Consider the following 22,528-nt stretch of genomic DNA (forward strand, 5'->3'; position numbering starts at 1 on the left):
ATCGGCTACGGAAGAGTGGTTGCGAACACAGCGTCGACCCAGTAGTTGGATCCGTTACCGTTTCCGACCGGGAAAACCCCGCCGCCACCGTATTGGTACACGCCGTTGAATCCGGTGTCCGCAGTGGCGGGCGCGGTCAGCGGGCCATTGGTCCGATCGGTGGCGAAGTACTGCGACGTGTAGCCGTACCGTCCGGCGGAGCCCCAGTAGGACACCACGTAGGTCGTGCCCGCGGTGACCGGCACCGGAGTGGCGAACGTGAGGGTCTGCCATCCGCTGCTGGTCTCACCGGTGAACGTGCCGGTGGCCAACTGCTGCCCGGTGTTGCTCCACAGGGTTCCGGTGTGCGAGCCGGGGTCGCCCGCGGCCTTGTAGAAGCGCACGCCGGTGATCCAGCCGTCCGCGGTCGGGGTGATCCGCATGCCCAGTTCCACTGTGGAGTCGACCGCGTAGGTCTCGGGCTCGTCCGTGGGGCGGAACAGGGTGCACGGGCACGCGCCGGGCGGGCCGGTGGTGAACGACCAGGTGTGCGGCGTGGGCATGAAGTTGCCCATCGGGTCGCTGGCCCGCACGCTCACCGTGAACTGCGCGTCGCCCGCTAGGACCGAGGTCGAGGCGAAGGTGGCGCTGCGGCCGTCCGGGGCGATCTTGGTGGCGCCGCTGACCTCGCCGACGCCGTTCTGGGTCACGGTGAATTGCAGCGACGTCGGGTTGATCGGCTCGGAGAAGTGCGCGGTGACACCGGTTCCGGTGGACACGTTCACCGCGTTCGCCGCCGGGTCGGTCGAGGTCACCGTGGGCGCGGTGGTGTCGGCGCCGTCGGTGTCGACCACGACGTCGACCCAGTAGTTGTTGGCGTTGAACGTGCTCGTCGGGAAACCGCCGCCGTAGACGAACACGCCTTGGCCGCCCGAGGCGGGCGAGCTGGGCGCGGTGAGCACCCCGCGCCCGGCGCCCTGGTTGGCGAAGTAGCCGGTGTCGACCGAGTAGTGGCCGGTCGGCGTCCGGTACGAGGCGATGTAGGTCTGGCCTGCCTGGATCTGCACCGGGCTCGGGAAAGTCAGGGTCTGCCAACCGGTTTCGGTCTCGTTGGTGAACGTGCCGTGCGCGATGCGCTGGCCGTTCGTGGTCCAGACCGAGCCGGTGTGCGTGCCGGTGTTGGCGAAGGACTTGTAGAACCGCACGCCGGTCACCGTCGCGTTGGCGGCCACGGTGAACTTCACGCCCAGCTCGACGTCGCTGGCGTCCCCGGCGTCCACTGTGGCCGGTGTGCGCGTCTTGAACAGGGTGCACGGGCACGGTGAGAGGTTCGTGCCGGTGGTGAAGCTCCACGTCTTCTGCGCGGCGAGCGGGTTGCCGAAGCCGTCGGTGGCGTTGAGCGAGACCGTGTGCTGGGTGTTCATCGGCAGCAGGTCGGTGGGGCTGAACGTGACCACCTTGTCGTCCACGCTGACCGTGCCAGGGATCGGGGTTCCGTTGGCCTGCACGGTGAACTGCACGCTGGCCGGGTCGACGCCCTCGTTGAACGTGGCCGTGATGCTGCTGTCCACATACACGTTGGTGGCGTTGGCGGTGGGCGTTGTGGACTGCACGACCGGCGCGGTGTTGTCCGCGGTGTCGGTCGTGACGATCACGTCGACCCAGTAGTTGCCGCCGTTGAACGAGCTGTCCGGGAAGCCGGAGCCGTAGCGGAACACGCCGTTGCCGCCGGGGACGGACCCGGTGGCGGGCGCGGTGAGCGGGACGATGCCCGCGCCCTTGCCGTTGAAGTACCCGGGATCGACCGAGTACCGGCCCGCGGGCGCGGTGTAGGAGACGACGTAGGGCTGGCCTGCGCGGATCTGCACCGGCTGGGCGAAGGCGAGGGTCTGCCACCCGGTCGCCGATTCGCTGGTGAACGTGCCGGTGGCCAGGCGCTGGCCCGCCGAGGACCACAGCGAGCCGGTGTGCGTGCCGGTGTTGCCCGCGGACTTGTAGAACCGCACGCCGGTCACCGTGGCATTCACCGAGGTGGTGAACTTGGTGCCGACCTCGATCGCCGCCGTGTCTCCGCCGTCCACAATGGACGGCGTTTGGTTGCCGAAGATGGTGCACGGGCACTGCTGCGAGCCCACGGTGAGGTTGATCGTCACCGTGTTGCCGATGGTGGCGCCGTCGTCGGAGGCGCGGACCTTGATGGTCACCGGGCCGAGCACAGACGGCGTCCAGTTGTAGGTCCAGTTGTCCAGGCCGGTGGCGCGGTGGTAGGTGGTCCCGCCGTCGACGGACACCTCGACCGAGCCGACCTTGCCGCCGCCGACGTCGGCCGCGGTGCCGCTGATCACCCGCGGGGTGCCCGCGGGGACGGTGGAGCCGTTGGCGGGCGCGGACACCGTGACGGTCGGGCCGGTGGTGTCGGCGCTCTTGGTCGCGGCGACCAGCCCGGCCATCAGCGTGCGCGGCTGCGCGCTCATGTCGGCGAGCATGTTGACCGTCGCCTGCTGCATCGCCGGGCTCGTCGGCGCGGTCGGCGGGGCGCCCGCGGGGAAGGTGTGGTCGGCGTCGAGGCCCCAGGACCACTGCACGGTGGCGGAGTTGAACACCAGCGCCTTGCTGACCTGGTCGCGGTAGAGGATGAGCTTGTGGTTGGCCGGGCCGCCGCCGTAGAGGTGGCCGTGGTCGAGCAGCAGCTGCCCGTCGTCCACGGTGACCGTGGTGTCCGACAGCGGAACCGAGCCCGCGGGCCGGTGGCCGTTGTCCGGGTCGCTGTCCCACTCGTAGCCGAGCGTGCCAGCGGGCAGCGTGGTCGTGGTGGTGGCGGTCGCGATGGAGGTGTTGCGCCACAGGCGGTTGCGGCCGTAGGACGCGGGGACCTGAATGGCGTCGGCGCGGTAGCCGTTGACGAAGAACAGGGCGCCGGTCAGCGCGTTCTCCGGGCGCCCGCCGTCCGAGGGCGGCGACTGCCGGGGGTCGCGCCAGGTGCCGGTCCAGGCCGGGTTCGGGTCGATCTTCGCGCCGCCGGGTGCCTTGGTCTCCTTGTAGCAGACCATGGTGCGCAGAGCGGTGTTTGAGCCGTCGATCGAGTTCTCGAACCGGGTCTTCCAGAACATCGAGTTGCCGGTGAGGAACATCAGGTTGACGCCAGCGGCCTTGGCCGCCTCGATGCCCGCGCGCTGGGTGGCGTTGACGTACTCGTCGTGGCCCGACGAAATGTAGACCTTGTGGTTCTTCAACAGGTTCGGGTTGCGGGTGACGTCCACACCGGACAGGTAGCTGACGTCGTAGCCGTTGCGTTCGAGGAACCGGATCAGCGGGTACTCGGCGTTGAGGAAGTTCGACGTGCCCGCGTTGCGGTACGGCCGGTTGTAGCTGACCTTGAACGCGCGCCCGTCCGGCGAGCCGCTGAAGCCGCCCTCGTAGAGGTTGAACTCGTTGATGCCCTCGCGGTCACCGTACTTGTTGTACGCCTGCCAGGTCTGGTCCGAGGTCTGCACCACGATGTCGGAGGTGGACGAGTCGTTGCGCACGACGAACGGGTACTGGCTCGCGCCCGCGCCGTCGTTGCGGATGAAGTTGGCGACGTAGAAGCCGGGAACAGCCGTGCTGGGCACGAACCAGCTCGCCGAGACCGCCCAGTTGCCGCAGTCGACCAGGCCGGTGTTGGTGTCGTACTTGCACACCGGCTGGTTCTGCGGCAGCGGCACCGAGGGGTTCAGCGTCTGCTGGAGCCTGCCGCCGGTGCCCTGGTAATAGCCCAGGCGCACGATGTCGATCTGGTAATTGGCGCTCGGCGTCTTGACCTTGAAGTCGAGCCGCTCGCCGGGCTGCACGCTGGTGGCGGTGGCGAAGCCCTCGATATCGCCGTAGTGGCTCTCGACAAACCAGTTGTCGCGCGGCGTGCCCGGCTTGGAGTTCTCGCACACCACCGGATTCGTCGGCGCGTCACAGGGCCCCGCGGAGGCGGGTGACGCGACCAGGACCGGAAGCCCGACAGCGACGAGAAGTGCCGCGAGGCCCGCGCGGAGACCGCGGGCCTTCCGACCGCGTGCGGTGTGCGTCGCCGGGTCCATCCGAGCCTCCACGGTGTGTGACCGCAGGTGATGATGTTCTGCGGAAATGGTCTTGCGAATGGGGACGCGTGACACCGTCAGCGGTTCCCATCACCCAGTCATCGCCGAACCGTCCTACCCCGTTACCCCACTTGGCGGCTGGAAAAGTGGGCCTGGACTCAGAGCGTCACCATCTGTCCCTTGCGGACTGCACAACGCCAGCACGGGCATGACGGATCGTAGTGGCCCTGATACCCGGACATGATCATCAGCCGTGTGGGATCATGCGTCGAGTCGATCTCGGGGGGCGGATTGTGCGTGAGCGCGCGCTGATTCTGGCTGCGTCGTTGCTGGTGGCGGGCTGTGCCGCACCGGTGAAGGGCCTAGCGATGACCACTGACGGACAAGTCGCGATCCCGTCGGCGCAAGCCGAGATCAAGGAGTCTTCCGACAAGAATATCCGGAAGGTGCCGCGCGCTTCCGGCGAATATTTCACTTATCTGCCCGAGGAGACGGCGGCGCAGACAATCTGTCACACGATGCCGTTGCAGCGGTGGTCGGAACTACTGCACGGCCCGGTGCGCCGTGAGATCTACGGCGGCTCGCCTGCCTGCCTGGTGACCTCGAACCGGATGCGGGTCGAGCTGACGGCCCAGGACTTCGACCCCGCGGGATGGCGCCCGTACCGAGACACCCCGCCGCCACGGGACATTCGCCACGGGGACCGGCCGGGGCGCATCAGCGTCACGGCGGCGGCGCCGTTCCAGGCCGATGGCTACGTGGCGCTCATCGACGACAGCAGCGGCCGCAACCTGAACGCCCTGACTTTCCGGATCACCGCCGGGTCGCTGGCGACCATGGACCGGCCGCCCGCCTTCACCAAGCTGGTCGATGACGTCCTGGCGGAGGTGGTCGAGACGCTGGCGAAGCCGAGTCCCCCATTGCCCGCTGCCAAGGACGCAACCGGCGTGATCGACTACATCGCGACTCCGCCCGCGCCGCGCGGCGGGGTGGTCGACGCGCCGTACCCGGTGGCGGCGTGGCAACTGTGCACCGCGGCGGTGGCCGCGGTGGGTGTCGATCCCGCGACCCTGACCATCGTGCCCGACCTCACCGGCAACTGCCGGGTCGGCAGCGGCGCCGACCTTTTCGTCTCGCTCTGGTTGCGGCCGTACGCCAACCGCGCCGAGTTCACCGAGAAGATCGCCGGACGCCCAGCCAAACGCGGGCAGAACAAGCAGGTCGAGGTGTTGCTGCGCGACGACGTTCCGGCCTCGCTGTGGGTGACCACGGCCTCGGGTGACAGCACCCCGTTCATCGAGAAGCTGGTGCCGTTGCTGCTGGCGGGCTAGGGCGTGTCACCTGCCGGGACGAGACCGTTGCCGTCCGCGGCGGGCGCGTAGGCGCTGCGGCAGTCGGGGCAGCGCAACACCTCGTCCAGGCGTTCGCCGCACGCGCAGACCCAGCCCTTCTGGCGGGCGGGGTTGCCCGCGACGAAGGCGTGCGGGGGCACGCTCTTGGTGACCACCGAGCCCGCCGCGGCGAACGCGTACTGTCCTATGTCGACTCCGCAGACGACGACCGTGCCCGCGCCCAGGGTGGCTCCGTGCCGGACGTGGGTGTCCACCAACTGGTCAGGGCCTTTGCGAATCGCCGCCCGAGGCCGGAAGTCGTTGGTGAACAACACGTTGGGGCCGAGGAAGACCTCGTCCTCGCAGGTGACCCCGGCGAAGACGAGAGTCCCGTTCTTGACCGTCACCCGGTCGCCGAGGGTGGCTCCGGTCTCCACGAACGCGCCGTCGCAGATGTTGCAGTCGCGGCCGACGCGGGCGCCGGGCAGGACGTGCGCGAAGGCCCACACCCGGGTGCCGTCGCCGACCTGGTCGCTTTCGCAGAGGCCCTTGTCGTGCACGAACACGCCGGTCATGGGGCCACCTCACTTGTTCGGTGGCCCCGCGCGCCCACGCACTGTGTCAATGATTCGCTCGCAAGCTCGCTCATGCGAACACCGCGTCCGCCAGCACGGAGACCACGCGTTCCTGCTGCGCCACCGTGATTTCCGGGAACAGCGGCAGCGACAGGATCTCGCCCGCGACGCGCTCGCTGACCGGGAACGCGCCATCGCCGTGCCCGAGGTCGGCGAACGCGCCGGTCAGGTGCACCGGGGTCGGGTAGTGGATGCCCGCGCCGATTCCGGCCGCGTGCAGCGCTTTGAGCACGGTGTCGCGCTCGGCGACCCGGATCACGTACAGGTGCCACACCGGCACGTTGCCCTCGGCGACGACCGGGGTACGCACACCGGCGATGTCGGCGAGCAGCGCGTCGTAGCGGGCGGCGGCGGCGCGGCGGGCGGCGTTCCAGCCGTCGAGCCTGCGCAGCTTCGCCGACAGCACCACGGCTTGCAGCGTGTCGAGCCTGCTGTTGAACCCGAGCACCGGGTGCTCGTACTTGCGCGGCGAGCCGTGCGCGCCGAGCAGCCGGACCCGCTCGGCGAGGTCAGCGCGGGCGGTGGTGACCGCGCCGCCGTCGCCGTAGGCGCCGAGGTTCTTGCCGGGGTAGAAGCTGGTGGCGGCGATGTCGCCGAACGAACCGGCGGCCTGGCCGTGCCGGGTCGCGCCCTGGGACTGCGCGCCGTCCTCCACGATGGCGACCTCGGCGGGCAGCGCCGCGCGCAGCTTCTCGATCGGCGCGACCTGACCGTAGAGGTCGACCGGCAGCACCGCGCGGGTGCGCGCGGTCACGGCTTCGGCCGCGGCGGCGACATCGATCAGCGCCGTGTCGTCGTCGCAGTCGACCAGGACCGGGGTGGCACCGGTGCGGGCGACGGCTTCGGCGGTGGCGATGAAGGTGTTGGCTGGCACGACGCACTCGTCGCCAGGGCCGACGCCCAGCGCGCGCAGGGCGAACTCCAGCGCGTCGGTGCCGTTGCCGACGCCGACGCAGTGCTCGACGCCCGCGTACCGGGCATAGGAAGCCTCGAACTCGGCGACCTGCGGGCCGCCGACGAACGCGGTCTTCGCCAGCACCTGCGCCCAGCCCTCGGCGACCTCGTCGGCCACGGCGGCGTGCTGGGCGGCCAGGTCGACCAGGGGGATGCTCATGTCTACTCCTCGCGGGACGTGCTGAGTTCTCGGGCGGGCACGCCTGCCCAGGTTTGGCCATCTGGCACGTCGCGCAGCACCACCGCGCCCATGCCGACAACAGCCTTCGCTCCAATGTGGACACCCTGCCGGATGACGCACCCCGCGCCGAGGTACGCCGACTGCGCGACGGTCACATCGCCGGAGAGGGTGGCGCGACCGGCGCAGGTGACGAAGTCGCCGATGACGTCGTCGTGGGTGAACAGCGCGTGCGGCATGACGACCACGTGCGCGCCGACGCGCTGCGGCGCGGTGACGACGACCCCGGCGAGCAGCACGGCACCCTCGCCGAAGGTGACGCCGGGCGCGACCGAGGCCATCGGGTGGACCAGCGTGGCGTAGCGCTCGGGCGGCAGCGCCAGCTTGCGCACCAGGTTCGCCCGGCCGTCGGGCCGGGCTGGGGACGCCACGCACACCAGCACGACGGCGTCGGTGTGCTCGTGCACCAGCTCCGTCGGGCCGAACACCGGCACACCGTCCACTTCGGACCCATGGCGGCCGGGGTCGTCGTCAAGCATCCCGATGGGCTTGAAGGCTTCCGGGAGCGCGCGGGCCGCGGCGAGGACTTCCCTGGCCAGCCCGCCAGCGCCCACCAGGAGCAGGGGGCGGCTCATGAGCGGGCCACTTCGCGGTGCCAGACCTCCAGCGACAGCAACGTCCACAGCCGGGGCTGCTCGTTGCGGGTGCCCGCGGCGTGCTCGGCGAGCAGGGTGCGGACCGCGCCGGGGTCGAGGATGTCGGCGACGAACGAGGACGGCCCGGTGAGCAGGTCGTTGGCCATGTCGCGCAGGCCGTCGCGGAACCAGGCGTCGAGCGGGACCTTGAAGCCGGACTTGGCGCGGTCCACCACGTCGTCCGGCAGGTGCTTGCGGGCGACCTCCTTGACCACCCACTTGGTCGTGCCGCCGCGCACCTTCACCGAGCTGGGCAGGGAAAACGCCAGTTCCACGAGCCGGTGGTCGAGGAACGGCGGGCGCAGTTCCAGGGACGCGGCCATGGACATGCGATCGCCGCGCTCCAGCAGGTTGTCGGCGAGCCAGGCGTGCGAGTCGGCGTAGAGCATCCGGCGCAGCGCGTCGCCCCGCCCGTCCCGGTAGGGCTCGATCGCACTGCGCACGGCGGGTCCGCCGAGCAGGCCGGCGCGCTCCCGTTCGGTGAACGGCGCGAACCAGCCGCGCATCCGTTCCGCCGCGCTGGCTTCGGCCATCGCCCGGACCGCGACGCCAAGGCGGGCGCGGGACGCGGGCAGCGCGCGTTCCAACCGGGGCAGCAGGGCGCCACGCACGGGCGCGGGCACCAGCCCAGCCCAGCGGGTGGCGTTGGCGAAGCGGTACTTGGGGTAGCCGCCGAACAGCTCGTCGCTGCCCTCGCCGGAAAGCACGACCTTGACCTGCTTGCGGGCCAGTTCGGCGAGCCGGAACACGGCGACGTCGGCTGGCTCGGACAACGGCGCGTCGCGGTGCCAGCTCAGTTTCGCCCACGAGTCCTTGAAGTCCTCCGCGGTGACGATGACCTCGTGGTGCTCGCTGCCGACGATGCCCGCGACCTTGCGCGCCCAGTCCAACTCGTCCACCCGGGGGTCGCCGAAGCCCGCCGAGAACGTGTGCAGGCCCTCGCCCTGGCGGGCTTTGGCGGTCAGCGCGCAGATCAGGCTCGAATCGATGCCGCCGGACAGGTACGCGCCGACCGGCACGTCGGCGACCAGAGCGTCCTCAATGGACGCTTCGAGCGCGTCGGAGACCAGCCGCACCGCCTCGTCCGGGGTGACGTCGCGGCGGTCGCCCCGGGTCGGGATGCGCCAGTACGCGCGCAGCCGCACCTGGCCGTCGCGGCCCAGGGTCAGCCGGTGCCCCTGCGGGACCTTGCGCACGCCCTGGATCAGCGTGTTCGGCGCGGGCACCGAGCGGTGCGCGAGGTAGTCGTGCAGGCTGGCGCGATCCACCTGGCGGTCGCCGATGGCCGGGAACAGCGCCTTGATCTCCGAGGCGAACGCGAACACCTCGTCATCGACGTAGTAGTACAGCGGCAGGATGCCGAGCCGGTCGCGCACCAGGTGCAGCTCGCCGGTGTCGGCGTCGGCCACCGCGTAGGCGAACTGGCCGCGCAACCGGTCCACGCCGTCGACGCCGTGCTTCTCGTACAACGCCACCAGGGTCTCGGTGTCGCCGCCCGTGCGGAACGGGTAGTCCAGTGTGGACCGAAGCTGCCGGTAGTTCAGGATCTCGCCGTTGAACACCAGGTGGCTGCGGCCGTTGTGGCTGGCCATCGGCTGGGCGGACGCGCCGAGGTCGATGATCGACAGCCGGGTGTGGGCGAACCCGGTCGAGCCGTCGACCCAGGTCCCCGCGTCGTCGGGGCCCCGGTGGTGCAGCCGCTTGGCCATCTCGGCGAGCACGCCGGGGTCGACCGGGGCGCCGTCCAGGCGTCGCACGCCCGCGATTCCGCACATGGCTACCGCTGCCCCTCAGCCAGGTCCATGAGCTGCCGCGCCCGGGAGTCCCAGGACGCGGGCAGCACCGATGCCCGCCGCTCATCCACAGTGGACACACCGCCGTCGGCGATGGTCTCGCGGACGGCCGCGACGAACGCGTCGTGCCCTTGGGCGACCCGGACCCGGTCGGCGTAGTGGCGGATCTCGGGGAAGTCCGAGCTCACCACGGCCAGCCCGAGCGCGAGGTACTCCTTGAGTTTGATCGGGTTCGCGTGCTTGATCCAGTCGTTGTCCAGCCACGGCATGATCGCCACGTCGAACCCGGTGCCGTAGGCGGGGATCTCGGCGTAGGGCCGGAAGCCGAGCCAGTGCACGTTCGGGTACTTGGCGAACCGCTCCATGCTCAGCGTCGCGTCGCCGATGAGCACCAGCGACGCCTCGGGGAACTCGGCCGCGAGTCGTTCCAGCAGGTCGAAGTCGACCAGGTAGTCGTCCAGGCTGCCAAAGAACCCGATGCGCGGCCCGGGGATCTCCGCGAGATCGGCGGGCAGCGTGTCGCGGCGGCGGAAGTGCCGCAGGTCAACGCCGTGGTCGAGGAAGTACGCGCGGTCTCCGGTCGACGCGGCCTCTTCCGCTTGCAGCTCGCGGCTCACGTAGAGCACGTGGTCCGACCCGGTGAGCAGTTTGTCCTCCAGCGCCGCGATCGTGCCCTGGTCGGCCTCGGGGAACGCGGAGTGCCGGTCGGAGCGGTTGAACAGCAAGCCCCGGCGCCGCATCGGCTCCACCACGTCCCACGCGGTGGGGATGGTGGCGACGATGACCGGGGCGCGCATCCGCAGCACCGCGCACACCGCGCGGACCTGCGCGCGCACCAGGGTCGCGTTGAGCCTGCGCACCCAGGCGCTGCCGTAGAAGGGGATCGGCAGCGGGGTCATCACGTGGTAGCCGGGCACGTCCGGCAGCGGGCGGCGCACCAGCTTGGCGACGCTGCCCGCCTTGCGGGCGATGCGGCGCAGGAACTGGGTGCTCTTACCCGGGGTCGGCATCCGCAGGCCGATGCTGTTGACCAGCAAGACCTTGCGATGCTCCGCGACCCGGCGCATGAGCTGGAAGTCGGAGTGCGCCTGGTTGTGGTACCACCAGTCCTGCGCCGAGAAGCACACGTACGGCGGCGCGTTACGGTCCGGTGTGGACAGTGGCTCCGGCCAGCGGCGCTGGCGCAGCAGGCCGCGCAGCGCGGCCCGGTGCCGCGCGGTCGCCGATCCGCGCACCGCGCGCGGGAGGTTGTTGAGCACCGCGGCCAGCCACATCAGCGCCGCCGCGCCCCGGCCGTGCCGCTCGCGGTGCAGGCGAACCTTGTTGGTCACCAGCAGCGACCACAGCCGCGGCGAGGTCAGCACCTCGCCGCCCAGGTGCACCGCGTGCGCGGCAGGCTCGTAGCGGGTGCCGAAACCGGCGGCCCCGGCGCGGAGCATGAAGTCGGTTTCCTCCGAGTAGAGCAGGTAGCGCTCCTCCAGCGGTCCCACGGCTTCGAGGCAGTCGCGGGTGACCAGCCAGGCCGCGCCGGTCGCCCAGTCGACGGTGCGGGCGCGCTCGTAGGCGGCCGGGTTGGTCACGGTCTCGCCGAGGGCGGCGATCCGGCCCGCGCGGGCGCCGCCGAGCACGGCCTCGCCCACCGACCGCGCCACAGTCGGCGCGCGGCGCAGCGAGTGCTGCACGCGTCCGTCCACATCGGTCAGTCGCGGCACGACGACACCGACCCCCGGGCCGACCGCGGCGCGCAGCGTGGCGACCGAGCCGGGCGAGAGCCGGATGTCGGCGTTGAGCACCAGCACGTCGCAGCCCAGCGCGTGCGCGACGCCCGCGTTGACCCCGGCGGCGAACCCGTCGTTCCCCGCCCGCGCCACGATTTTGGCCGCCGGGTCGGTCGCGGCCACCACCTCGGCGGTGCCGTCGGTGGAGGCGTTGTCGACCACGATCACCCGCGCGTCGGCCACGCCATCGAGGGCGGCGGGCAGGGCGCGCAGGCAGTCGCCGATCACCTCGGCGCTGTTGTAGGTCACGATGACAACCGCGACCGGGCGGGTGCGCTGTGTCAATGGTTCGCTCGCAAGCTCGCTCACGATGTCACCAGCTCGATGGCCTGGGCCAGCGCGCCGACGACGCGCCGCTGGTCGGCGTTGGTCAACTCGTGGTGCAGCGGCAGGATCAGCGACCGGCGGGCCAGGTCCTCGGTCGCGGGCAGCGGCCCGTGCGGGTGGCCCGCGTAGGCGGGCTCAAGGTGCGCGGCCATGATCCCGCGCCGCGCGGACACCCCGGACGCGGCGAGCCGGGCCAGCACCTCGGCCAGCGGCGGCGCGCCCTCGGGCAGCGCGACCCAGAACGACTGGTAGTTCGTGGTTCCGTGCGCCGGGTCGGTCACCGCGCGCAGCCCCATCGGGGCCAGCATCTCGTGGTAGCGGGCGGCCAGCTCGCGGCGCTGTTCCACGATGCCGTCGAGCTTGCGCAGCTGCACCAACCCCATGGCCGCCTGGATGTCGGTCATCCGGTAGTTGAACGCGGTCTCCACATAGGACTCGACCACCGCGCCGCCCGCGGCGTGCCGGTCGGCGGCCGACATGCTCATGCCGTGCTCGCGCAGCCTGCGCAGCCGCGCGGCCCAGTCGGCGTCGTCGGTGGTGACCATGCCGCCCTCGCCGGTGGTGAGCAGCTTGCGCGGATGGAACGACCAGGCCGCCAGCAGCGCGCCCGTCCCCACCGGCCGACCGTACACAGTGGACCCGGCGGCGCACGCGGCGTCCTCGACCACCGGAACGTCGCCAACCGCGATGCGGATCGCGTTGACGTCCGCTGGCACCCCGCCCTGGTGCACGACCAGCACCGCCTTGGTGCGCGGCGTGACCACCTCGGCAACGGTGCTGCCGGTCAGGTTGCCGGTGACCGGGTCGACGTCGGCGAACACCGGCGTGGCCCCGCAGTAGCGGATCGCGTTGGCGGTCGCGATGAACGACAGCGACGGCGCGACGACCTCGTCGCCGGGGCCGACGCCGAGCAGGTGCAGGCACAGGTGCAGCGCGGTCGTGCAGCTCGACACCGCCACCCCGTGCTCAGCCCCGACCCGCGCGGCGAACGCTTCTTCGAACGCCGCCACCCGGGGACCCTGCGCGACCCAGCCGGAGCGCACGGCCTCGGCCACGGCGAGGGCTTCTTCCTCGCCGAGAAACGGCTTCATGACCGGGATGTTCACGCCTGCTTCTCCCCGCGCCACCACTCGACCAGCCCGCGCAGGCCGTCGTCCAGCTTGATCTCCGGCCGCCAGCCCAGTTCCCGCTCCGCCGCGCCGATGTCGGCCAGCCGCCGGGTGACGCCGTTGACCTTGCGCTCGGGGCCGTGCTCGACGCCGAGGTCGGAGTCCATCGCGCCGAGCAGCGCCTGGGCCAGTTCCAGCAGGCTGGTCTCCTGGGAGCTGGCGATGTTGTAGACGGTGTCGGTGACGTCCGCGCGGGCGGCGAGGAGGTTGGCGCGGGCGATGTCGTGCACGTGCACGAAGTCCATCGTCTGCGCGCCGTCGCCGAAGATCAGCGGGGCATTGCCGTCGACGATCCGCTCCATCCAGCGGATCAGCACCTCGGTGTAGAGGCCGTGCACGTCCATGCGCGGCCCGTAGACGTTGAAGTACCGCAGCGCCACGTAGTCCAGGTCGCGCATCGCCTTGAAGCTGCGCAACATGCCCTCGTTGAACGCTTTCGCCGCGCCGTAGAAGGTGTCGTTGTTGTACGGGTGGTGCCGCTCGTCGGTCGGGAAGGTCTCCGCGAGCCCGTAGACCGACGCCGACGACGACGCGATCACCTTCTTCACCCCAGCGTCCGCCGCCGCCTCGATGACCGTGAACGTCCCGTCCACCAAGCATTCCAACGCCAGCCGCGGTTCTTCTGCGCACTGGGTGATGCGGATCGCGGCGAGGTGGAACACCAGGTCGGTGCCCTTGCTCAGCTCCGCGACCAGCGCCCGGTCGTTGATGTCGCCTTCGACCACCCGCAGCCTGCCGCTGGCGTCGGCTTGGGCCAGGTTCTGCCGACGACCGCGCACGAAGTTGTCGAGCACGACCACCTCGGCGGCGCCCGCCGCGACAAGCTGGTCCACCACCGCCGAGCCGATGGTGCCCGCCCCACCGGTCACCAGGGCCCGCTGCCCCTCAATCGGCTGGCCACTCATGCCTTTACCCCTTCACGGAAATCGGCGCCGAGAACGGGCAGGAACGCCCCACCCTGGGCGAGGCTCGCCGACGCGGCCTCCAAAATGGACAGAACCTGCAACCCCGAGCGGCCGTCGGTGAGCGGCGCGCGCCCTTCGGTGATCGAGGCGTGGAACTCGGCCATGACCGCGCGCAGCGCCTCCTTCTCCGGCAGCGCGGGGGCGACCATGTCCCCGGTGCGGTACGACACGATGGTCTGCGCGCGCTTCTCCGCGCCGAGGTCGCCGGGCACCGAGCGGTCGACGCCGCGGTCGTAGACCGACAGCCGCTGCGTCGGGTTGAGGTCGTCCCAGACGACCGTGCGCGCCGAGCCGCCGATGACCATCGTGCGGATCTTGGTGGGGGACAACCAGTTCACGTGCACGTGCGCCATCGCGCCGCCGGTGAGCTGGATCGTCAGGTGCGCCACGCAGGCGTGGCCGGCGCCGATCGGGTCCGACCCGTGCGCGGCGACCGCGAGCGGCGCCACGTCGTCGGGCAGGATCGACAGGAAGATCGACAGGTCGTGCGGCGCGAGGTCCCACAGCACGTCCACATCGGGCTGGACCAGGCCCAGGTTGATCCGCACCGAGTCCAGGTACTGCACCGCGCCGATGCCGCCGCCGCGCACCAGCTCGCGCAGGTGCGCCACGGCCGGGGTGTAGCAGTAGGTGTGGTCGAGCATCAGCGTCAGACCGCGCGCGTCGGCGGCGTCCACAAGCTGCCTGCCCTCGGCATAGGTTGCCGCCAACGGCTTTTCCACCAGGACGTGCTTGCCCGCCTCCAGCGCGGCCATGGCCACCGCGAGGTGGGTCTTGGCCGGGGTGGCGATGGCGACGGCCTGCACCGCCGGGTCGGCCAGCACCTCGTCCAGCGAGTTCGACACGCGCACCGTCGAGTAGTCGCCGAGGACGCGGCGGGCACGGTCGGCGTCGAGGTCGCACAGGTATTCCAGGCGCAGGCCCTCGGTGGCCTGCGCGTTGCGCACGAGATTAGGCCCCCAGTATCCCGCGCCGATGACGGCAAGCCCGATGGTTCCCACGCTGCTATCCCTCTCGTAAAAGCCTGAAAAGAAATCAGTAAGCGCCGTGGCCGCTGAACACGGCCCGGAATGTCTTCCAGAGGATCACCGCGTCCAGCGCGAGCGACCAGTCCTCGACGTAGCGCAGGTCGAGCCGCACCGCTTCCTCCCACGGCAGGTCGCTGCGCCCGCTGACCTGCCACAGCCCGGTCAGCCCCGGCTTGACCAGCAGCCGCCGCCGCACGTCCGGGGCGTAGCGGGCGCTTTCCTCCGGCAGCGGCGGCCGCGGCCCGACCAGCGACATGGGCCCGGCGAGCACGTTGAACAGCTGCGGGAGCTCGTCGATGGAGTAGCGGCGCAGGATCGCGCCGACCCGGGTCACCCTGGGGTCCTTGCGCATTTTGAACAGCAGGCCCGCGCCTTCGTTCTGCTCGGCGAGGTCGGTGACCATCTTGTGCGCGCCGGTGACCATGGTGCGGAACTTGATGATGGTGAACTCGCGGCCGTCCTTGCCGACCCTGCGCTGCTTGTAGAACACCGGGCCGCGGCTGTCGACCGCGATCGCCAGCGCCACCATCAGCATCAGCGGCGCCAGCAGCGTGATCAGCAGGCCGGAGCCCACCTTGTCCACGACGTCCTTGACCACGCGCCGCACCCCGGTGAACGAGGGGGCGGAGACCCGCAGCAGCGGCATCCCGAGCACGCCGTCGACGTGCAGCCGGGGACCGGCGACCTCCATCAGCACCGGAGCGACGACCATCTCCGCGCCACTGCCTTCCAGCCGCCAGGCCAGTTGTTGCAGCCGCTTGGGCGTCCAGTACTGGTCGGGGGTGACCGCGACGATGCGGTAGCCGCCGCGGCGGGCGTGCGTGGCGAGGTCGTGCAGGGTGCCGACGACCGACACGCCTTCCAGTTCGGTGACGCCCTCGCCGAGCCCGTCGGCGGTGCAGACCGCGTCGACGCGCCAGCCCAGGTGCGACGCGCCTCGGGTGCGGGTGATCAGGTCGCGCACGGTGTCGACGCTGCCCGCGGCCAGCACCGGCAGCAGGCAGTGGCCGTCGCGGCGGGCCCGGTGCAGGCCCTGCCGCAGCGCGTAGCGCAGCGGGAACGCGACCAGGGCTGTCGCGGGGAGCACGACGAACACCCAGGGGCGCATGCTCGCGATGTCGAAGAGCAGCCCGCCGAGCGCGAGCACGACGCCCGCGGCGACGAACCCGCGCCCGAGCCTGCGGAACTCCTCGGCACCTTGGCCGAGCACCGCGACGTTCCACGCCCGGTTGACCATCAGCGCGCCGACCAGCACCGCGAAGGTCACCACGGTCACGCCGCGGACCAGCGGCCCGCCGGGGTCGACCCGGCCGCCGACGAATCCGCCGACCGCCAGCACCCCGAACAGGATCGCGAACAGGTCGGCGATAATGACGCTGAGCCGGTAGCGCGGCTCCCAGTCCGCCACCGGCGGAAAGGACGGCTCCCCTACGGGCAGCGCCCGTTGTGGCGCCCGACCGCGGCGCGCGCTCGTCGGCGGCTGCCACATGGTCGTTCTTCGGCGCGGTAACCCAATTTGGTCACGCATCGTGTATCCCCTGGTTCGGGCCGGATCGGGCATGCACGTCGCGGGGCATCCCCGAGAGCCCTCGCCTTGGTCATTTGTCTTGGTGAGCCAGCCCGTCCGGGCGGTGTGCCCGGGGCGTGGCTGCGATAGCTGATTCGCTCCCCTCCCCGGCCTTGTTACACGGAGGGTTAGTTTTCGCGTAACCCGACCGAGTAGATAGCCCGTCAGCAGGTAACCGGCTACACGTTCCGTAGCCATTCAGCCACCACTAGCGGCCCCCACCACCCCCAAGAACCGCAGGTAAACACGCCCCCACCCATCACTTGCGACAGTCCGAACAAGACAGTCAAAACTGTCACCACACGCACAAACACACGACCAAACGGCGGAACACCTTTAACGCTTCCGGATAGTTCGCAACCGTCGATCTTCCCAATCCCCCACTTCCCCCACCGCCCCCATCCAGCCGCACCCCCCTTAGTCCATTCGCGGCCACTCTCCCCCCAGCCCACCCCTTTCACCCCCACCACCTGCACCTGTCTCGTTCCAGACCCCCACGCCCCCGCAGACAGCTTGCTGCCACCCACCCACCACCACCCACTTCAAACTGTGCCCTTGATCACACCACCCAAAAACCACCCCCCGCACCCCGCCCACCAGCCCCACCCAGCACCCCCAGAACCACTCCCCAGCCGCCCTCCACCAACACACCTAAGGCAAGCCACTCCACGCCCCACAAACACAATTCCAGCCACCCACAAATACATCACTCCCCAATACCCCGCCCCCCTTCAACTATTCCAACACCACCCCATCACGCCCCAACCACACAACAACCATTTATTAGCACTCTCCCCAAACAAACAAAACAAAAACGGCCCTCCCATCAGGAAGGACCGTTCTTACAAGTTACACAGATTGCTGTTGTGGCCAGGGGCGGGGTCGAACCGCCGACCTACCGCTTTTCAGGCGGTCGCTCGTACCAACTGAGCTACCTGGCCCAACCCCGTTGGTGTCTCCACACCGAACCACGCTGGTTCCGGTGGAACTCGCACCGTGGGGGGTTCGGGGGGGTCGCTCCCCCGATGCGCTCGGCGAGCGCCCCAGCCCACGCTTTCCGTGGGCAAGGGGACGCCAAAGCGAGCGACCCTGACGGGACTCGAACCCGCGACCTTCGCCGTGACAGGGCGACGCGCTAACCAACTGCGCCACAGGGCCTTGCTACTGCTGTCTTCCGTGCTCCCAACGGGATTCGAACCCGCGCTGCCGCCTTGAAAGGGCGGAGTCCTAGGCCGCTAGACGATGGGAGCCCGACCAATTCCGGGCGAACCGATCGACCGCGCTTCCAGGTCTACCGCTGACCGCTCGGTTTCGCTGGGAGCATGTGTAGCTTAGGGCACGGCGGGTGATCCGCCAAAACGGGGGGGCCATAACCGCTGTGAGCTGGGCAAACGCCGGGTTCGATCACCGCGGGGCGGCCGGAACGTGATGCGACCCCCGCTCGGGGCACCGAGCGGGGGTCGCGGGCTGGGTGGGTGGGCGACGGCCGGGGCGGTCGCCCAGCGGACGGGGATGGCTCGTGCGCGCGCCGGTGAACGACCGGTGAGGACGGCGGTGTCCTCACGCGGCTGCGGCGTGCTCGCGGTCAGCGGCAGACGGCGGGGATGCCGTCGTCGCCGTCGACCAGGCCGAGCATTTCGAGCAGTTCGCGGCAGTCCTCGGCGCTGTGCGCGCCGCGGGCCACCGCGAGGCGGGCGCGGCGCACCTGCTCCTCGGAGACGCGACTGGTGTCGCCCGAGCGTGGAGTGGGGACGCCCGAGGAGAACTGCCCCGACGTTCCGAGGCTGTCTTGCTGCAGAAGAAAACTCCGCACTTCGAGTGACCCGCTCATTGGGCCACCTCACAAGGTCGGTGGCCTCGCGCGCCTACGCACTGTGCTGATCGTTCGCTCGCAAGCTCGCTCATCGTGCCTCCCCGGCTTTGTTTGGCGTGAGGCTATGAGAGATCGCGCCGCGGTCACAGCCCCCCGCAGGGTGAACCGCATTCCACGGTAGGTAGCGGTACGTGACCGGTTTTCCCGATGCGAGCGAGGAGTCGCCAGGAGTTCACCGGCTGTCCGCTCACCCGAACGGCGGCATCGGGTATGACTCGGCACACTCCGTTTGCGCAACCCCTACCCCCTAAGGGTATGGTCGACGGCATGGAGCACGCGCCCCCGGGTACCCCCAGCGCCAAGAAGGAGTCCCACCAGCGGCGGTTACGCCGGGTCGAGGGACAGGTGCGGGGCCTGCAGCGGATGGTCGACGAGGACGCCTACTGCATCGACGTGCTCACCCAGGTCTCGGCCGCGACCAAGGCCCTCCAGGCGTTCGCGCTGGAACTGCTGGAGGAGCACATGGCCGGCTGCGTGGTGGACGCCGCCCGGCAGAGCGACGAGGCGGCCGCGGCGAAGGTCCGCGAGGCCGCCGACGCGATCGCCCGGCTCGTGAAGTCCTGACGCCGCGCCCGGCCGCCACCCACCGGCCACAACAAGATCAAGCACCACCGAAGGGAACACCCGTGTCTCTGCAGACCGTCTACACCGTCAGCGGCATGACCTGCGGCCACTGCGTCAGCTCGGTCACCGAGGAGCTGTCCGACATCGAGGGCGTCTCCGCGATCGACGTCGACCTCAAGACCGGCGCGGTCACCGTGACCAGCACAACCGAGCTGAACCGGGACGAGGTCGCCGCAGCGGTGACCGAGGCCGGGTACCAGCTCGCCAACTAGAGGACCGCGATGACGACCATCGAACGCGCCCCGGAGACGGTGGAGCTGGCCATCGGCGGGATGACCTGCGCGGCCTGCGCGGGCCGGGTGGAGCGCAAGCTCAACAAGCTCGACGGGGTGCGCGCGACGGTCAACTACGCGACCGAGCGCGCCACCGTCGAGGTGCCGCCCGGGTTCCCGACCGACACGCTGGTCACCGCCGTGGTGGGCGCCGGGTACGCGGCCAGCCCGGTCCGCGCCGAGCCGGAGCCCGCCGAGGACGACGACCGCGAAGCCGACGCACGCGCCGACGAGCTGCGGCTGCGGTTCGCGATCTCCGCCGTGCTCAGCGCCCCGGTGGTCGCGGTCTCGATGGTCCCCGCCTGGCAGTTCCCCACCTGGCAGTGGACGGCGCTCGCGCTGTCCTACGTCGTGATCTTGGTGTGCGCGTGGCCGTTCCACCGGGCCGCGGCGGTGAACCTGCGGCACGGCTCGGCGAGCATGGACACGCTGGTGTCGATGGGCGTCACCGTGGCGTTCCTGTGGTCGGTCTACGCGCTGCTGTTCGGCGGCGCGGGGGCGGTCGGGCTGCGCCACGAGTTCAGCCTGCTGCCCGCCGAGGGGCACGCGACCGCGGACGTCTACTTCGAGGTCGCCGTGGGCGTGACCACGTTTTTGCTGCTCGGCCGCTGGCTGGAGGCCAGGTCGAAGCGGCGGGCGGGCGCGGCGCTGCGGGCGCTGCTCGCGCTGGGCGCCAAGGACGTCGCCGTCCTGCGCGACGGCGTTGAGCGGCGGGTCCCGGTCGCCGAGCTGCGGGTCGGCGACCTGTTCCTGGCCCGGCCGGGCGAGAAGATCGCCACCGACGGGGTGGTCGAGGAGGGCGCGTCCGCGGTCGACCGGTCGCTGGTCACGGGCGAGTCGGCGCCCGTCGAGGTGGGCCCCGGGGACTCGGTGGTCGGCGGCACGGTCAACGCCAGCGGCCGGTTGGTGATCCGGGCGGCCCGAGTCGGCGCGGACACCCAGCTCGCGCAGATGGCCCGGCTGGTCGAGCAGGCGCAGACCGGCAAGGCCGAGGTCCAGCGGCTCGCCGACCGGATCTCGGCGGTGTTCGTCCCGATCGTCCTGGGACTCGCGGCGCTGACCCTGGCGGGCTGGCTGGTCACCGGCGCGGGCGCGGACGCCGCCGTCACCGCGGCGGTCGCGGTGCTGGTGATCGCCTGCCCGTGCGCGCTCGGGCTGGCCACGCCCACGGCGCTGCTGGTCGGCACCGGCCGCGGCGCGCAGCTGGGCATCCTGGTCAAGGGCCCCGAGGTGCTGGAGTCGACCCGGCGGGTCACCACGGTCGTGCTGGACAAGACCGGCACGGTCACCACCGGCCGGATGGCGGTCGTGGACGTGATCCCCGCCGACGGCGTCACCCCGGAGCGGCTGCTGCGGCTGGTCGGGGCCGTCGAGTCGGCCTCCGAGCACCCGATCGCGGTGGCCATCGCGGCGCACGCGGCCCAGGAGGCGCCCGACCTGCCCGCGGTGGACGGCTTCCGCAACGCCGAGGGCCTGGGCGTCACCGGCACGGTGGACGGCGAGGCGGTGGTGGTCGGCAGGCCGCGGCTGCTCGCCGAGCACGGCGTCGAGCTGCCCGAACCGCTGGTCGAGGCGCAGGCCGCGGCCGAGGCGGCGGGCCGCACGGTGATCGCGGCCGGAGCGGGTGGGAAGGCTCTGGGGCTGGTCGCGGTCGCCGACACGGTGAAGCCGACCAGCGCCGAGGCCGTCGCCAGGCTGCGCGCGCTCGGCTTGCGGCCGGTGTTGCTGACGGGCGACAACGAGGCGGTGGCGCGGGCGGTGGCGGCCGAGGTCGGCATCACCGACGTGATCGCCGAGGTGCTGCCCGAGGAGAAGGTGGCCGCCGTGCGGCGGCTCCAGGCCGATGGCGAGGTCGTGGCGATGGTCGGCGACGGCGTCAACGACGCCCCGGCGCTGGCCGCGGCCGACCTGGGCCTGTCGATGGGCACCGGCTCGGACGCCGCGATCGAGGCGGGCGACCTGACCCTGGTGCGCGGCGACCTGCGGCTGGCCGCGGACGCGATCCGGCTGTCGCGGCGCACGCTGGCCACGATCAAGAGCAACCTGTTCTGGGCGTTCGCCTACAACGTGGTCGGTATCCCGCTGGCGGCGTTCGGGCTGCTCAATCCGATGATCGCCGGGGCGGCGATGGCGCTGTCGAGCGTGTTCGTGGTGTCGAACAGCCTCCGGCTGCGCGGTTTCCGCGCCACCGCGACGGGGTAGGCGTATAGCGGTGAAACGCCCACGGCGCAAGAAGAACATCAGGTGAACATTTCCATCGATTTTTCCGCCGCAGCCCCTCCCGCGGGCCTCGTGCACGTGCAACAATCAAGTTGCTGACACACCCCCGGTCAGCGCCTGTGGAGATCCCCTCCGGCCCCCGCGTTCCTCCCCCTGGCGCGGGGGCCTCTCCGTGTCCATGGCAGGGTCTTCGCAGGTCATCCGGACGTAACGCGATCGTGCGCTGTGCCCCGAGTCACAGGCGCTGCCGGACCGCGACCTGTTCGTTATCGTGTGCGGGTGCCTTTTCCCTCTTTCGGACGCAGCCGCACCGACCTCAAGACGGTCGGCACCAACCCGGGACGCCACCGCAACCCGCAGCGTGAGCAGGCCGAGGACGCCCTGCCCGACGACGAGCTTGAGTCGTACCTGGCCGCGCTCGCCCCCGAGGGCGACGCGGAGACCACCGGCTCCGGCCGCCGCTTCGGCGGCGCCGAGGTCTACCAGCTCCGGCTCTCCCTGGTGGCCAACGAGCAACTCCGCGAACTGGCCGCCTACCGGCAGACCTCGCCGATGGCGCTGGCCCAGGAATGGGTCATGCAGCGCCTGGAGTGGGAAGCCCAGCAGCTTCAGCGTTCCTGAGCGCTCCCGCGTTGCCCCGACCGACCGCAGCCGACCCACCACAACCCGAACACAAGAGCCCCGGCCGAGCGGCCGGGGCTCTTGTGTGTTCTGGCTTACAGCGGAATGACGTTCGTGGCCTGCGGGCCCTTGGTGCCCTGGCCGACCTCGAACTCGACCCGCTGGTTTTCCTCAAGGGTGCGGAAACCCTTGGCCTGAATCTCCGAGTAGTGCACGAAGACATCGGCGCCGCCGTTGTCCTGCGCGATGAAGCCGAAGCCCTTCTCGGAGTTGAACCACTTGACAGTGCCCTGTGCCATAAACCTGCCTCCATCGCAGGAGCTTGGGGTTACACCGTGCAACCCCGGGCCGCCTTCGGGCGATGCCTCCGCCCACTGCAGCGGAAAAGCAGCGCGCCCGCGTTGTCGTTCCGCGAGCGTGAATAGCACGAACACAGAAACTACGGCCTG

17 protein-coding genes and 3 tRNA genes are annotated in these 22,528 nt (G+C 70.7%); 5 read left to right on the forward strand and 15 right to left on the reverse strand.

Features of this window, described 5'->3' with window-relative positions; all coding sequences use genetic code 11:
- Positions 1-5 precede the first annotated feature (5 nt).
- Complete coding sequence (locus ACZ6SD_RS11705) at positions 6-4,049, reverse strand: DUF4082 domain-containing protein (RefSeq protein WP_465316875.1); 4,044 nt, start codon at positions 4,047-4,049, stop codon at positions 6-8.
- Between the two features lie 368 nt (positions 4,050-4,417).
- Here ACZ6SD_RS11705 and ACZ6SD_RS11710 point away from each other — a divergent pair, with 368 nt between their 5' ends.
- Complete coding sequence (locus tag ACZ6SD_RS11710) at positions 4,418-5,380, forward strand: hypothetical protein (protein WP_465316876.1); 963 nt, start codon at positions 4,418-4,420, stop codon at positions 5,378-5,380.
- On the opposite strand, the gene ACZ6SD_RS11715 is transcribed toward ACZ6SD_RS11710, so the two are convergent.
- From ACZ6SD_RS11715 to ACZ6SD_RS11775, 13 genes are all read right to left on the reverse strand, one after another.
- On the reverse strand, positions 5,377-5,955 hold the full coding sequence (locus ACZ6SD_RS11715; protein ID WP_465316877.1) for an acyltransferase: 579 nt from the start codon (positions 5,953-5,955) through the stop codon (positions 5,377-5,379). The two genes, ACZ6SD_RS11710 and ACZ6SD_RS11715, sit on opposite strands and share 4 nt — an antisense overlap.
- Before the next feature lie 70 nt (positions 5,956-6,025).
- Positions 6,026-7,129, reverse strand: a complete 1,104-nt coding sequence (locus ACZ6SD_RS11720; RefSeq protein WP_465316878.1) for a DegT/DnrJ/EryC1/StrS family aminotransferase — start codon at positions 7,127-7,129, stop codon at positions 6,026-6,028.
- A 2-nt stretch (positions 7,130-7,131) separates the two neighbouring features.
- A complete protein-coding gene (locus ACZ6SD_RS11725; RefSeq protein ID WP_465316879.1) occupies positions 7,132-7,782 on the reverse strand; it encodes an acetyltransferase in 651 nt (216 codons plus the stop codon).
- Entirely contained in the window at positions 7,779-9,617 is a 1,839-nt protein-coding gene (gene asnB, locus ACZ6SD_RS11730) for an asparagine synthase (glutamine-hydrolyzing) (RefSeq protein ID WP_465316880.1), read from the reverse strand. The genes ACZ6SD_RS11725 and asnB overlap by 4 nt, the downstream gene beginning before the upstream one ends.
- Positions 9,618-9,619: 2 nt before the next feature.
- Positions 9,620-11,722: a glycosyltransferase gene (locus ACZ6SD_RS11735; protein ID WP_465316881.1), complete on the reverse strand. Its 2,103-nt coding sequence runs from the start codon at positions 11,720-11,722 to the stop codon at positions 9,620-9,622.
- A complete protein-coding gene (locus tag ACZ6SD_RS11740) occupies positions 11,719-12,846 on the reverse strand; it encodes a DegT/DnrJ/EryC1/StrS family aminotransferase (protein ID WP_465316882.1) in 1,128 nt (375 codons plus the stop codon). Before ACZ6SD_RS11740 ends, ACZ6SD_RS11735 begins: the two co-directional genes overlap by 4 nt.
- A complete protein-coding gene (locus ACZ6SD_RS11745; RefSeq protein ID WP_465316884.1) occupies positions 12,843-13,814 on the reverse strand; it encodes an SDR family NAD(P)-dependent oxidoreductase in 972 nt (323 codons plus the stop codon). The genes ACZ6SD_RS11740 and ACZ6SD_RS11745 overlap by 4 nt, the downstream gene beginning before the upstream one ends.
- Positions 13,811-14,875 (reverse strand): Gfo/Idh/MocA family protein, encoded by a 1,065-nt coding sequence (locus ACZ6SD_RS11750; protein WP_465316885.1) that lies wholly within the window; start codon positions 14,873-14,875, stop codon positions 13,811-13,813. The genes ACZ6SD_RS11745 and ACZ6SD_RS11750 overlap by 4 nt, the downstream gene beginning before the upstream one ends.
- Positions 14,876-14,909: 34 nt before the next feature.
- Complete coding sequence (locus ACZ6SD_RS11755) at positions 14,910-16,391, reverse strand: sugar transferase (protein ID WP_465316908.1); 1,482 nt, start codon at positions 16,389-16,391, stop codon at positions 14,910-14,912.
- 945 nt (positions 16,392-17,336) lie between these two features.
- Positions 17,337-17,410: transfer RNA gene (locus ACZ6SD_RS11760), tRNA-Phe, on the reverse strand.
- A gap of 143 nt (positions 17,411-17,553) precedes the next feature.
- Positions 17,554-17,627, reverse strand: a tRNA-Asp gene (locus ACZ6SD_RS11765).
- A 19-nt stretch (positions 17,628-17,646) separates the two neighbouring features.
- A tRNA-Glu gene (locus ACZ6SD_RS11770) sits at positions 17,647-17,719 on the reverse strand.
- Positions 17,720-18,054: 335 nt separating this feature from the next.
- Positions 18,055-18,300 (reverse strand): hypothetical protein, encoded by a 246-nt coding sequence (locus ACZ6SD_RS11775; RefSeq protein ID WP_465316886.1) that lies wholly within the window; start codon positions 18,298-18,300, stop codon positions 18,055-18,057.
- Between the two features lie 309 nt (positions 18,301-18,609).
- Here ACZ6SD_RS11775 and ACZ6SD_RS11780 point away from each other — a divergent pair, with 309 nt between their 5' ends.
- From ACZ6SD_RS11780 to ACZ6SD_RS11795, 4 genes are all read left to right on the forward strand, one after another.
- The gene (locus tag ACZ6SD_RS11780) at positions 18,610-18,906 is read left to right on the forward strand and encodes a metal-sensitive transcriptional regulator (RefSeq protein ID WP_465316887.1); all 297 of its coding nucleotides are present in this window, start codon (positions 18,610-18,612) and stop codon (positions 18,904-18,906) included.
- Positions 18,907-18,968: 62 nt separating this feature from the next.
- Positions 18,969-19,178 carry a heavy-metal-associated domain-containing protein gene (locus ACZ6SD_RS11785; protein ID WP_465316888.1) on the forward strand — a complete coding sequence of 70 codons (210 nt, stop codon included), beginning with the start codon at positions 18,969-18,971 and terminating at the stop codon, positions 19,176-19,178.
- A gap of 9 nt (positions 19,179-19,187) precedes the next feature.
- Positions 19,188-21,440, forward strand: coding sequence for a heavy metal translocating P-type ATPase (locus ACZ6SD_RS11790; protein ID WP_465316889.1), 2,253 nt, complete (start codon positions 19,188-19,190; stop codon positions 21,438-21,440).
- A gap of 297 nt (positions 21,441-21,737) precedes the next feature.
- Complete coding sequence (locus ACZ6SD_RS11795; protein WP_465316890.1) at positions 21,738-22,079, forward strand: hypothetical protein; 342 nt, start codon at positions 21,738-21,740, stop codon at positions 22,077-22,079.
- A gap of 95 nt (positions 22,080-22,174) precedes the next feature.
- On the opposite strand, the gene ACZ6SD_RS11800 is transcribed toward ACZ6SD_RS11795, so the two are convergent.
- Positions 22,175-22,378, reverse strand: a complete 204-nt coding sequence (locus tag ACZ6SD_RS11800; RefSeq protein WP_091450324.1) for a cold-shock protein — start codon at positions 22,376-22,378, stop codon at positions 22,175-22,177.
- Positions 22,379-22,528: the final 150 nt, after the last annotated feature.

Source organism: Actinokineospora sp. NPDC051303, assembly GCF_055586285.1.